The sequence below is a fragment of the Micromonospora sp. NPDC049374 genome, from assembly GCF_040677165.1.
GTDB lineage: Bacteria > Actinomycetota > Actinomycetes > Mycobacteriales > Micromonosporaceae > Micromonospora.
In genome coordinates, this window is sequence record NZ_JBFAQH010000001.1 from 194,456 (window position 1) to 206,926 (window position 12,471).

Annotated in this window: 10 protein-coding genes; 8 read left to right on the top strand and 2 right to left on the bottom strand. The window is 70.2% G+C overall.

Translation table 11 applies throughout. The features are described 5' to 3' along the window. Positions 1–3: 3 nt before the first annotated feature. Positions 4–1,026, bottom strand: a complete 1,023-nt coding sequence (locus tag AB0J93_RS00925; RefSeq protein ID WP_363916824.1) for a LacI family DNA-binding transcriptional regulator — start codon at positions 1,024–1,026, stop codon at positions 4–6. A 502-nt stretch (positions 1,027–1,528) separates the two neighbouring features. Between AB0J93_RS00925 and AB0J93_RS00930 the strand changes: the two genes are divergently transcribed. The 5 genes from AB0J93_RS00930 (at position 1,529) to AB0J93_RS00950 (ending at position 9,365) form a co-directional block, all read left to right on the top strand. After that, the gene (locus AB0J93_RS00930; RefSeq protein WP_363916826.1) at positions 1,529–2,689 is read left to right on the top strand and encodes an extracellular solute-binding protein; all 1,161 of its coding nucleotides are present in this window, start codon (positions 1,529–1,531) and stop codon (positions 2,687–2,689) included. An 81-nt stretch (positions 2,690–2,770) separates the two neighbouring features. Next, positions 2,771–3,763, top strand: a complete 993-nt coding sequence (locus AB0J93_RS00935) for a sugar ABC transporter permease (RefSeq protein WP_363916828.1) — start codon at positions 2,771–2,773, stop codon at positions 3,761–3,763. A gap of 76 nt (positions 3,764–3,839) precedes the next feature. Then, positions 3,840–4,751, top strand: coding sequence for a carbohydrate ABC transporter permease (locus AB0J93_RS00940; protein ID WP_363916830.1), 912 nt, complete (start codon positions 3,840–3,842; stop codon positions 4,749–4,751). Between the two features lie 53 nt (positions 4,752–4,804). Next, entirely contained in the window at positions 4,805–7,243 is a 2,439-nt protein-coding gene (locus AB0J93_RS00945; RefSeq protein WP_363917660.1) for a glycoside hydrolase family 2 protein, read from the top strand. 49 nt (positions 7,244–7,292) lie between these two features. Then, positions 7,293–9,365: a cellulase family glycosylhydrolase gene (locus AB0J93_RS00950; protein ID WP_363916832.1), complete on the top strand. Its 2,073-nt coding sequence runs from the start codon at positions 7,293–7,295 to the stop codon at positions 9,363–9,365. A 108-nt stretch (positions 9,366–9,473) separates the two neighbouring features. Here the strand turns inward: AB0J93_RS00950 and AB0J93_RS00955 are convergent, their stop codons facing one another. Then, complete coding sequence (locus tag AB0J93_RS00955) at positions 9,474–9,932, bottom strand: DUF2690 domain-containing protein (RefSeq protein ID WP_363916834.1); 459 nt, start codon at positions 9,930–9,932, stop codon at positions 9,474–9,476. A gap of 142 nt (positions 9,933–10,074) precedes the next feature. On the opposite strand from AB0J93_RS00955, the gene AB0J93_RS00960 reads away from it, so the two are divergent. From AB0J93_RS00960 to AB0J93_RS00970, 3 genes are all read left to right on the top strand, one after another. Then, positions 10,075–11,103, top strand: coding sequence for a helix-turn-helix domain-containing protein (locus AB0J93_RS00960; protein WP_363916836.1), 1,029 nt, complete (start codon positions 10,075–10,077; stop codon positions 11,101–11,103). 139 nt (positions 11,104–11,242) lie between these two features. Next, on the top strand, positions 11,243–11,983 hold the full coding sequence (locus AB0J93_RS00965) for a hypothetical protein (protein WP_363916838.1): 741 nt from the start codon (positions 11,243–11,245) through the stop codon (positions 11,981–11,983). Positions 11,984–12,118: 135 nt separating this feature from the next. Beyond that, the gene (locus AB0J93_RS00970) at positions 12,119–12,457 is read left to right on the top strand and encodes a metalloregulator ArsR/SmtB family transcription factor (RefSeq protein ID WP_093401775.1); all 339 of its coding nucleotides are present in this window, start codon (positions 12,119–12,121) and stop codon (positions 12,455–12,457) included. Positions 12,458–12,471: the final 14 nt, after the last annotated feature.

Here is a 12,471-nt window from a genome sequence, read left to right on the forward strand (position 1 = left end):
GTTTCACCTGCTGGCGGGGGCAGGGCCGGTGCTGCCGCGTGGGGTCAGGTGCGGGGCCTCGTCCTCCAGCCCGACCGTCGGGGCTCCCTCGATCAGCTGTAGCAACTGGCGCGCCGCGTGCGCCCCGTACGCCGGGATGTCCCGACCCAGCGCGGTGAGCGGCGGATGCACCAGCCGGCACAGCGGGGAGTCGTCCCAGGCCACGATGGACAGGTCGGCGGGAACCGCGAGCCCCATCTCCTGGGCGACCGACAGCCCGGCGATCGCCATCACGTCGTTGTCGTAGATCACCGCGGTCGGGCGGACCCGGGAGCTGAGCAGCCGCCGGGTGGCCCGCGCGCCCTCCTCGCCGGTGTAGTCGGAGGAGGCGGTGACCGCGTCGGCGAGGCCGAGACGCCCGCACACCTCGGCGAACGCCTGGGTGCGGATCGCGGTGTGCTGTAGCTCGGGCAGGCCGCCGACCCGGGCGATCCGCCGGTGACCCAGGGCGTAGAGGTACTCCACCGTCTCCACCAACGCCGCCGCGTCGTTCGACCAGACACTTGGCAACCCGCCGGTGCCGGCGGGACCGCCGATCACCACGGCCGGCAGGCCCAGTTCCTCAAGCACCGGCACCCGCCCGTCGTCGGTCCGCAGGTCGCAGACCAGCACGCCGTCGACCCGCCGCTCGCCCCACCAGCGCCGGTAGACCGCGATCTCGGCGCTCTGGTCGGCGACCACCTGGAGGGTCAGCGCGTACGACCGGGCGGACAATTCCGCCTCGACGCCGCTGATCAGCTCCATGAAGAAGGGCTCGATGCCGAGGGTGCGGGCCGGTCGGGCGAGGATCAGGCCGATGGCGCGGGCGGTCGCGCCGGACAGGGCCCGGGCGGCGCTGCTCGGGCTGAACCCGATCTCGGCGGCGATGGCGAGAATGCGCTGCCGGGTCGCCTCGGAGACGCCCGGCTGGCCGTTCAGCGCGTACGAGACCGCGCCCTTGGAGACTCCCGCCCGCCGGGCGACGTCCGCGATCGTGGGGCGCTTCACCGGCGTACGTCCTCCTGAACCAGCTCGTCCTGCCGGCCGCGTCGATGGCGCGGGCGGCGTGGGACACGCTACCCGTCCGCCTGCCTGTGGCGGCGGTACGGGGCGGCTCGCCGCCGACCGGCACCCGAACTTGTGCGGTTCAGTCTACTGGATCGGCTTGCCGCTACCGTGCCTCGTCGCGGTCGGACTCTCCCGTACCGGTGCGCAGAACTGCTTAATGTCAGGCGATTTCACGCATCCGAGCGGGCGCGAGGTTACGGATCGGGCGCGGTGTTAACCCGTCGTTGACACGCTGAGACCACCCCCGTACGGTGGCCTCACTTATCCGGTTCAGTCAACGTTCCTCGATCTCTGGAGCGTTTCCAATGGTCTCGGAGGATGGGTCATGAGACGGTCTACGCCTCGGTGGCTGCGGGTCGCAGCCGTAGGTCTGACGGTTGGCTCTCTGGTCGTCGCGTGCAGCGGGCGCAGCACCCAGGGCGGCGGCGACAGCGGTGGCGCGGTGACGCTGACGATCAATTTCTGGGGCGACTTCGGGCTCACGGACCTGAAGGCGAAGTACGAGGCGGAGAACCAGAACGTCAAGATCGCCCTCAACTCGGGCGAGTACAACGCCCAGCACGAGGACCTGCAGAAGAAGCTGATCGCCGGCTCGGGCGCGCCCGACATCGCGGCCATCGACGAAGGCTTCATGGTCCAGTTCCGCAGCCAGGCCGACAAGTTCGTAAACCTGCTCGACTCCGGTGCCGGCAAGTACGAGACCAACTACCTGCCGTGGAAGTGGAAGCAGTCCCTGTCGGCCGACGGTGCCACCCAGATCGGTCTCGGCACCGACGTCGGTGGTCTGGCCATGTGCTACCGCACCGATCTGTTCGAGGCCGCTGGCCTGCCCACCGAGCGGGACCAGGTCTCCGCCCTCTGGCCCACCTGGGACAGGTTCCTGGAGGTCGGCCAGCAGTACACCGCCAAGACCAAGAAGAAGTTCCTCGACAACGCGACCAACCTGTTCAACCCGATCCTCGGACAGCAGCAGGTCGGCTTCTACGACGAGAACGAGCAACTGCGGATGGAGGGCGGCCCCAAGGTCGCCTTCGACTACGCGGTCCGGGCCGCCGACGCCGGTCTGTCAGCAAACCTCACCAGCTTCCAGGCCGACTGGGACAAGGGCTTCACCAGCGGCTCCTTCGCCGTACTGGCCTGCCCGGCCTGGATGCTCGGGCACATCCAGAACACCGCCCCCGGCACCAAGGGCAAGTGGGACATCGCCGCGGTGCCCGGCGGTGGCGGCAACTGGGGTGGTTCCTTCCTGACCATCCCCAAACAGGGCAGGAACGTCGACGAGGCGTACAAGTTCGTGGAGTGGTTGATCCAGCCGGAGCAGCAGATCGAGGTCTTCAAGACGGTCGGCAACCTGCCGTCGCAGCCGGCGCTCTACGCCGACCCCGCGATCGCCGACTTCAAGAACGAGTTCTTCAACTCCGCGCCGGTCGGCCAGATCTTCCCCAGGATGGCGGAGGGCCTGACGCCGCAGTACCTGGGCAAGAAGAACGGCCCTACCCGGGTCGCCGTGGAGAACGTCATCAACCGGGTGCAGAACGGCACGCTCACGTCGGACGCCGCCTGGGCCGAGGCGATCAAGGAAGCCGAGAAGGCCAGCAGGTAACGCCATCGAGGTGGTGCGGGCGCGTGGTCGCCCGCGCCATCTCGGTTCCGGTCCGAATTCCCCGTCGCCCCTGGAGTGCCCATGCCCACCACGCGCGCGGCCCCCGAACCGGCCACCCGGCGCCCGCGACCCATTCCCGGCCGGTCGATGACCTGGCGTGACCGGCTGCACCGCTTCGACATGCGGTACGTGCCGTACCTGATGATCGCGCCGTTCTTCCTGCTCTTCCTCGTCTTCGGGCTCTTCCCGATGATCTTCAACGGCGTGGTGGCGCTGCGCCACTGGCGTCTGGACGACCCGGAGCTGACCGGCTGGGCCGGCGTCGAGAACTTCAGCCGACTGTTCACCGACGGCGACTTCGGCAACGCCCTCTACAACACCTTCGGCATCTTCCTGCTCTCCACCGTCCCGCAACTGCTGCTCGCGCTGATCATCGCGTCGCTGCTCAACCGCCGGCTACGAGCCCAGACCTGGTGGCGGGTCGGCGCGCTGCTGCCCTACATCACCCCGATCACCGCCTCCACGCTTGTCTTCAACGTCTTCTTCGCCCGTGACCTCGGCATGGCGAACTGGGCACTGGGCCTGATCGGCATCGGCACCGAGAACCCGATCGACTGGCGGGCCGACAAACTGCACTCCTGGATCGCCATCGCCACGATGGTCAACTGGAAGTGGATCGGCTACAACGCGCTGCTCTACCTGGCGGCGATGCAGTCCATCCCGCGCGACGTGTACGAGGCGTCGGCGCTCGACGGTGCCGGCCCGTGGCGTCAGCTCTGGCGGATCACCGTGCCGATGATCCGGCCGGTGGTCATCTTCACCGTGGTGCTGTCCACAATCGGCGGGCTGCAACTGTTCACCGAACCGATGCTGTTCGACCTCAACGCGCAGGCCGCCACCGGCGGCGCCGGCGGCGAGTGGCAGACCGTCGCGCAGCTGATCTACAAGGTCGGCTGGAAGGACCTCAACCTCGGCTACGCCGCCGCGATGTCCTGGGCACTGTTCCTGATCATCCTCGTGGTCGCGGCCCTGAACACGCTGTTGACCAACCGCATCTCGGGGGGACGCAAATGAGCGAGCGCAGCGAGCGAATCGATCGGCTCAGCGCGACGGTGCCTCATCGCGGCGCCGAGCGAAGCGAGGTGGCGCGATGAGCCTTCTGGAGCGACCCCGGCAGGCGACGCCGGCACCGCGCGGCGGACGCCGGCGGGCCGTGCTGCTGGGCCGGGCTCCGCAGGACACTCCGGCCGGCTTCTGGACCTATCTGCTTCTGGCCCTGAGCACACTGTTCGCGGCGTTCCCGCTGTACTGGATGTTCGTCATCTCCACCAGCACCGACGAGGCGACCTCCCAACTGCCGCCGGTGGTGATCCCGGGGGACCAGTTCCTGGTCAACCTGGACGAGGTCTTCTCTCTCCAGGATGTGTACTTCGCCGCCTCGCTGGTGAACAGCGTGATCGTCTCGACCGTGGTCACCGCGTCGGTGCTGTTCTTCTGCTCGTTGGCCGGCTTCGCCTTCGCCAAGCTGCGGTTCCGGGGCAGCAAGCCGCTGATGCTGTTCGTGATCCTCACCCTGACCGTGCCGAACCAGCTCGGCGTGGTCGCGCTCTACATCGTGATGGGCAAGCTGGGCTGGAACGGCACCCTGCTGGCGGTGATCGTGCCCGGTCTGGTCACCGCCTTCGGGGTGTTCTACATGCGGCAGTTCATCGTCAACACGGTGCCGGACGAGTTGGTCGAGTCGGCCCGGGTGGACGGCGCCACCACCATGCGGGTCTACTGGAACATCGTGTTGCCGGCGGTGCGGCCGGCGCTGGCGGTGCTCGGCCTGCTCACCTTCGTGGCCACCTGGAACGACTTCCAGTGGCCCCTGATCACCCTCAACGGCACCGACTATCCCACCTCGATGGTGGCCATCTCCGACCTGGCCAGCGGCAACTACGTCATCTACCGACGGGTGCTGGCCGGTGCGTTCGTGGCCACCGTCCCATTGTTGATCATGCTCGTCATCGGCGGTCGGCAGATCGTCCGGGGAATCATGGAAGGCGCGGTGAAATCTTGAGCGACGCGCGGGGGACCGGTCCGATCCGGCTGGCACTGCACGACGGGTGGACCATGCGGGCGGTGCCCGGCCAGCAGGTGCCACCCGAGGTCGACGGGGCGACGGTGCCGGCCACCCTGCCGGGCTGTGTGCACACCGACCTGCTGGACGCCGGGCTGATCCCCGACCCGTACCTCGACGACAACGAAACCGCGCTGGCCTGGATCGGCCGCACCGACTGGGCGTACGAGACCACCTTCGACCGGCCGGTCGGCGTGCACGGCCGCCTCGACCTGGTCTGCGCCGGCCTGGACACGGTCGCCACGATCACGCTCAACGACGTCGAGGTCGGCCGTACCGAGAACATGCACCGAGGTCACCGCTTCGACATCGGGTCGCTGCTCCGCGCCGAGGACAACCACCTGGTCGTACGCTTCGACTCCGCCTACCGGTACGCCGAGACCCAGCGTGACCGGCTCGGCGACCGACCCAACGCGTACCCGGAGCCGTTCCAGTTCATCCGCAAGATGGCCTGCAACTTCGGCTGGGACTGGGGACCGACACTGGTCACCGCTGGCATCTGGCAGGAGATCGCCCTGCATGGCTGGTCGGTCGCCCGCCTGGCGGCGGTACGCCCACTTGTCACAGTCGACGGTGAAACCGGCCGGGTGGAGGTGCACGTCGAGGTGGAACGGGCCGTCGACCGGCCGCTCACCGTGCGGGCGCAGGTGGCGGGTCAGCGGGCCGAGGTGACAGTCCCGGCGGGGCAACGCTCCGCGGTGCTGGCTCTCACGGTCCACCGCCCGGAACTCTGGTGGCCCCGGGGCTACGGGGCGGCCCACCGCCACGAGCTGACGGTCACCCTGCACGATTCCGACGGCGGCCCGCTCGACGAATGGCGCCGCCGGATCGGCTTCCGGTCGGTACGCCTGGACACCACTCCCGACGAGCACGGTGCCCCGTTCACGCTGTACGTCAACGAGGTGCCGATCTTCGTCCGGGGCGTCAACTGGATCCCCGACGACGTCTTCCCCAACCGGGTCACCCGCCAGCGCCTGGCCCACCGCTTCGACCAGGCCGAGGCGGCCAACGTCAACCTGCTGCGGGTCTGGGGCGGCGGCCGGTACGAGTCGGCGGACTTCTACGACCTGGCCGACGAACGTGGACTGCTGGTCCAGCAGGACTTCCTCTTCGCCTGCGCCGCGTACCCGGAGGAGGAGCCGTTCGCCACCGAGGTGGCCGCCGAGGCCACCGAACAGGTGACCCGCCTCGCATCGCACCCCTCGCTGGTGCTGTGGACCGGCAACAACGAGAACATCTGGGGTTGGCACGACTGGGACTGGCAGGAACCGCTGGCCGGGCGCAGTTGGGGGCGTGGCTACTACCTGGACCTGCTGCCCCGCATCGTCGCCGAGCTGGACCCGACCCGCCCGTACTGGCCGGGCAGCCCCTGGTCAGGCAGCGAGGAGATCCACCCCAACGACCCGGCGTACGGCACCACGCACATCTGGGACGTGTGGAACACCGACGACTACGTCAAGTACCGGGAGTACCTGCCCCGGTTCGTCGCCGAGTTCGGCTACCAGGGACCACCCGCGTACGCGACGCTGCGCCGGGCCCTCTCCGACGAACCTCTCGCCCACGATTCGCCCGGCGTGGCACACCACCAGAAGGCGGCCGACGGTGACCGGAAGCTGCGCCGAGGGCTGGACGCGCACCTGCCCGAGCCGCGCGACTTCGACGACTGGCACTGGCTGACCCAGCTCAACCAGGCCCGGGCCATCGCCCTCGGGGTGGAACACTTCCGCTCCCACCGGGGCCGGTGCATGGGCACCATCGTCTGGCAGCTCAACGACTGCTGGCCGGTCACCTCGTGGGCCGCCATCGACGGCGACGGCCGCCGCAAACCACTCTGGTACGCGCTACGCCGCGCCTACGCCGACCGGCTGCTCACCGTACAGCCGCGCGACGGTGGACTGGCTCTGGTCGCGGTGAACGACGGCGGGCTGCCGTGGCAGGCGTCGATCACGGTCACCCGGCTCACCCTGGCCGGGGAACCGAAGGCGAAGTCCACCCTGGAGCTGGCGGTGCCCGCGTACGACACGGTGACCCTGACACTGGCGGCGGAGCTGACCCGGCCCGACGACGCCCGGGACGAACTGCTGGTCGCCGACACCGGCGACCCGGCCGACCGGGCGTGGTGGTTCTTCGCCGAGGACCGCGACGTCCGATGGTCGGCGGCGGCCTTCGACGCGACGGTGCAGCCGACCGACGACGGCCAGCAGGTACGCGTCACCGCCCGCACGATCCTGCGCGACGTGACCCTGTTCCCGGACCGCCTCGACCCGTCCGCCGAGGTCGACCCGGCGCTGGTGACCCTGCTCCCGGGTGAGTCGGCGACGTTCACCGTGCGGTCGGCGGCACCTCTCGACCCCACCGCCCTCACCACCCGCCCGGTGCTGCGCTGCGTCAACGACCTGCCAGGAAGGGCCCCCTTCGCACGCCTCCGGTAGCGGAAGGCCCCTTCCTGACGGACACCACCACCAACCGAAGGGGAAGCCGATGAGGAAGAGACTGGCCGGCGTACTGCTGGCCGTGGCTGGCCTGCTGGCCACGGCGAACGCCGGGCCGGCGGTGGCCGCGGCCCCGCGGGCACCGGCCGATGCCGCACCCCCGGCGAATGCCGCACCCCCGGCGCTGCCGGCGGGTGCCGCGATGCCGGCGGGCGCCGAGGTTGCCGGCGGCCGGCACCAGGGGTTCGTGGTCCGCAAGGGCGACCGGCTGTTCGTCGACGGCAGGCCGTTCCGGTTCGCCGGGACGAACAACTACTACCTGATGTACAAGTCCCGGACGATGGTCGACGACGTGTTCGCCGACGCGAAGGCCGCCGGGTTCACCGTGCTGCGGCACTGGGGTTTCCTCGACATCGGCACCCCGGGCGGCTCCGACTCGGTGCACGGCCCCGCCGACGGCGTGTGGTTCCAGTACTGGGACGGCGAGAAGCCCGCGTTCAACGACGGCCCCGGTGGCCTCCAGCGCCTCGACTACGTGCTCTACGCGGCCCGCCAGGCCGGCATCCGCGTGGTCATCCCGCTGACGAACAACTGGCGTGACTTCGGCGGCATCGACCAGTACGTGCGCTGGCGCGGCGCGGAGCATCACGACGACTTCTACACCGACCCGGTGATCCGTGGCTGGTACCGCGACTGGGTGTCACACCTGCTCAACCGGGTCAACCCGCTGACCGGGGTGGCGTACAAGGACGATCCGACAATCCTGGCCTGGGAGCTGGCGAACGAGCCACGCTGCAAGGGCTCCGGGGTCTACCCGGCGTCGCCGCAGTGCTCTACCGCCACCATCACCACCTGGGCCGACGAGATGAGCCGACACATCAAGTCGGTCGACCGTCGGCACCTAATCGGCGTCGGCGACGAGGGCTTCTTCTGTGACGGTCCGGACGCCGGGCACTGGACTGTCAACTGCGGTGAGGGCGTCGACTCGGTCGCGCTGAGCCGGCTGCCCGCCGTCGACGTGCTCGGCTACCACCTGTACCCGGACCACTGGGGCACCGATGCCGACTGGAGTGTGCGCTGGATCGAGCGGCACAACCGGGAGGCGAAGCGGATCGGCAAGCCGGCGGTGCTCGGCGAGTTCGGCTGGCACGACAAGGCCACCCGCAACCCGGTCTACAAGCGCTGGACCGACACGTTCATCCGCACCGGCGGCACCGGCCTGATGCACTGGATCCTCTCCGGCATCCAGGACGACGGCACGCTCTACCCGGACTACGACGGCTACACCGTCTACTGCCCGAGCCCGGTCTGCACCACGCTGAGCAACGCGGGCGAGACGATCAGGCGCGGCTTCCGCCCGCGCCCGCCGGTCGCCGACCACGACACCGCTGTCACCGAGGCCGGCACACCCGTCACCCTCAACCCGACAAGCAACGACATCGCGTACGCGGCAGCGATCCGGCCGTCCACAGTCGATCTCGATCCGGGCGTACGCGGACAGCAGCGCACGGTGTCCGTCTCCGGTGGCGCGTTCGCGCTGGGCGTCGACGGGTCTGTCGAGTTCACCCCGACGGACGGGTTCCAGGGCCGCGCCGTCGCCTCGTACGCGGTCCAGGACACCGCCGGTCGGCGGTCCAACCTGGCCGAGTTGACCGTCACCGTCAAGCCGGCACCCGGTGACCCGATCGTGCTGGCCTCCTGGGAGAGCGGCCTGGAGGGCTGGGCGCCCGGCGACTGGCAGCCCGACGCCGGCACCCTGGCACAGTCCGATGCCTTCGCCACGGCTGGCGCGTACGGCCTGCGGGTCAGTGCGACCGGCGGCGGCTGGTTCGGGGTGACCCTGCCCGAGCCGGTGGACCTGTCGACCAAGGGCGTGCTCCGCTACGACCTGCGTACCTCGGCCTCGGCGGGCACCTCCACCTCGATCGCGGTGCAGACCGGCGAAGGTTGGGCCTGGTGCCAGTCGGCGTTCGGCTGGGTGGGCGAGGGCACCACCACCACCGTGGAGATCGATCTGCTGACCCAGATGTCCTGCGACGCCTCGGCCCTCGCCGACGTCCGCGGCATCCTGATCTGGGTCAGCCCAGGAGTCCACGACCTGGACCACCTGCGCGCTGAGTAGGCCGCGTCGGGGAGCGGTGCCGGGCCGGCGCGTGGTCCCACGACGCGCCGGCCCGGTAGCCCCTACCTGCCGGTCCTGCTCGCACCGCAGGGCCGGCGGCGGCAGGTGTCAGGCGCAGAGCGGGTCGCTTGTGTACGTCGTGCCGGAGGCGGTGGTCACCTTGCCGACCGCGCAGACCGTCATGTTCTGGCCGTAGAGCTGGTCGCCGTAGTACTGGGTGCCCGTACCGCCGTACCAACTGGTGTTGCCGTGCGGGTTCGACCGGTACACCCGGACCTGGACGGTGTTGTGCGGGCTGACCCGGTTGGAGATCCGACCCCAGTTGGTCTGGCAGGTCTCGCTCCAGCGCAGCTCCACGACGGCGAGGGTGGTCGAGCCCTGCATGATGTACTTCGGGTAGGTCGTGGCGTTGCGGGCGTTGGCGGAGCACCCGGTGTCGATCGGATCGGTGCCGTCGCAGCCGTGGCCGCTACAGGTGGCGGCACTGGCGGGCGTCGCGACCAGGAGGCTGGCCGTGATGAGGGCGCCTGCGGCAGCGGCGGCCAACCGCCGGGCGTTCCGGATCATTGTCTCTCCTGACCTCTGATGGGGCTGTGTCGGCCCCGGGGAATCGGCTCCTCATCTCTACCGTCCGTCGACACTGATCTCTACGCTGTGTCGCGTCGGACAATGAATCCCGGTTGTGGTCAATCAATTCGAGGAGCGGCCCATGGCCCGGGCGGAACGCCCCCTGGACCCCACCGCCGACCCGCTTCAGGCGTTCGCCGCCGACCTGAGGACCCTGCGGGACAAGGCGGGCCGCCCGACCTATCAGGCCCTCGCCCGGCGGGCCCACCGGTCCGCGAGTTCGCTGTCCGAGGCGGCCGGTGGCCGGAGGCTGCCGACGTTGGACACGACGCTGGCGTACGTACGGGCGCTCGGCGGCGACGAGGCGGAGTGGACCGAGCGGTGGCGCGTCGTCGCCGGGCACGTCACGGCCAAGCAGGGGCACGTCGACCCGACCGGCGACCACGACGGCGGAAGCGAGACACGACCTGCCACCGTGCCGCCGGCCGCTGCGGGTTCCGGCGCGGCAACGCCTGTGGCTGCGGGTCCGGTCGCCGCGCCGCCCGCCGCGTCGGCGCAGGACGGTCAGGAATCGCTTGGTCCGCCCACCCCGGCAGGTGCCACCGCTTCGTCCCGACCGGTCGGGCGCACCGCCCGGGCGGTTCTCGCCGGGGCGCTGGTGCTGACCGGCCTCGTCGCGGTGCCCTGGCTCGCCGGAGGGTTCGGCGAGCCGGAGGCGGGCAGCACCACCTCACCTGCGGCGGAGCCGACGACCGTGACGGTGGGCGTCCGCGACGGTGCCGACCCGAAGGACGCCGGGTGCGCCGCCGATGCCGAGGTGACCACGCTGGACAGCGCCGCCGTCCTGCTCGACGAAGGGGTGATCGGCACGGTGGAGCTGCGCTACGCGCCGTCCTGCGGTGCGAGTTGGCCGCGATTCGTGCCGGTGCCGGCGGCGGTGGAGGTGCCTCGGCCCGCCCGGATCCAGCTCACCGTGTTCGACGGTGACGATGCCGGCCGGCAGGCCGACTTCGCGATGGATTACGCCGGCATCTCCACCTTCGGCAACCTGCTGACCAGCACACGGACCTGTGTCTGGGCCCAGGTGCAGCTTTCCGGCCAGGGCTGGGCCTCGCCCCCGGCGCGCACCGGCTGCTGGCGAGGCGCCACCCAGGTGAGACCGATCCCCTGAACCGCTCGCCCGGCTCACCGCGGCTCTCACCGAGGTCGCGGCGAACAGGCCGACGTCCTTGACGAACACGAGAGGAGCAGCGGCCATGGCCCTGGCGGATGCGTCGACCAAAGCTCCGACAGACGTCCCGGAGCTTGCCGTGGCCGAGCCGCCGGCCCCGTCGGACCTGCTCCAAGCGGTGGTTGACGCCGTCTTCGGCCCCGGCAGTGTGATCGCCTGGTTCGTCGGTCTGTTGATTCTCGTCGGGCTCTGGCTGAGATTCGGGCTCGACATCTACCGCGGTGCCCGGCAGGCGGGCGAGACGATCCGGGCCGCGGTCCGGATCAGCCTCCAACACCTGAGCCGGCACCCTCGACACCGGATCGTGGCGGCCTTCGTGACGACCCTGGTCGGTCTGGCCCTTCAGGCAGTATGGGTGTTCGCCACCTTCGCGTTCGTGTGTGCCGTCTCGGCGGCCGTGGGTGCAGCCGACACGGCCGACCCCCTGCGATGGGACCGCTTCACCGGCTCGTACACGATGACCTGTGTTCTTCTGCTGGTGGCCGCCTACGTGCTGGCCGTCGCCCGGCAGGACCGTCATCTCTCCTGGCTGGCCGTCCCGCCGGCCGCGCTGCCGATCGTCACGGGGGCGGTCGTCGCTCTGATCGCCCTGGTCGTGACGATCGCCTATCTGCTCTCGTGGTTGTTCGTGCTGGTCACGAGGCTCTTCACCGATCGGGCGGAGGGACCTGACTTCCTTGACGACGCCGTCGGGATGTGGGCGGTGGTGGTGGTTCTCGTTCTGCTGGCCCTCGGTGGATTTCTGGCAATGTGGCTCTCGGCTGTCACGGTGTCTGCCTGGCGGGGGCCGGCGCAGGAGCCGACCGGCGACCTTGAGTAGGCAGTGAGGTGCGGCGGCTCCGACCGGGGTTCGCCGCACCGGGTGCTCCCCGACCTGTCGAGTTGAAGAATTTCGCAAGTGCTAAAGTCGTCAAGGTGCTGTCGGGGTGGCGGCACCCGGAGGGAGGAGCGTGGCGTGTCGGTGCCGCTGTACCAGGCGAAGGCGGAGCTGTTCCGCACCCTCGGGCACCCGGTCCGGATCCGGGTCCTGGAACTGCTCCAGGACGGCCCCAGGCCGGTGCGCGACCTGCTGGCCGCCATCGACGTCGAGGCGTCGAACCTCTCCCAGCAGCTAGCCGTGCTGCGCCGGGCCGGCATGGTCACGTCGCACCGGGACGGCCCCCTGGTGATGTACGCGCTGAGCACGCCCGACGTGGCCGACCTGCTGGCCGCCGGGCGGCGGATCCTCGGCGCGGTGCTCACCGACCGGGACGGGCTGCTCGACGAGTTGCGCGCCGGCGGACCGGACCGGTGACGGCCACCGACACC

What these genes read in the sequence shown, in the direction of transcription:
- AB0J93_RS00935 (WP_363916828.1), top strand. Translation starts at nt 2,771, where the DNA reads ATGCCCACCACGCGCGCGGCCCCCGAACCGGCCACCCGGCGCCCGCGA.
- AB0J93_RS00940 (WP_363916830.1), top strand. Translation starts at nt 3,840, where the DNA reads ATGAGCCTTCTGGAGCGACCCCGGCAGGCGACGCCGGCACCGCGCGGC.
- AB0J93_RS00945 (WP_363917660.1), top strand. Translation starts at nt 4,805, where the DNA reads ATGCGGGCGGTGCCCGGCCAGCAGGTGCCACCCGAGGTCGACGGGGCG.
- AB0J93_RS00950 (WP_363916832.1), top strand. Translation starts at nt 7,293, where the DNA reads ATGAGGAAGAGACTGGCCGGCGTACTGCTGGCCGTGGCTGGCCTGCTG.
- AB0J93_RS00955 (WP_363916834.1), bottom strand. Translation starts at nt 9,932, where the DNA reads ATGATCCGGAACGCCCGGCGGTTGGCCGCCGCTGCCGCAGGCGCCCTC.
- AB0J93_RS00960 (WP_363916836.1), top strand. Translation starts at nt 10,075, where the DNA reads ATGGCCCGGGCGGAACGCCCCCTGGACCCCACCGCCGACCCGCTTCAG.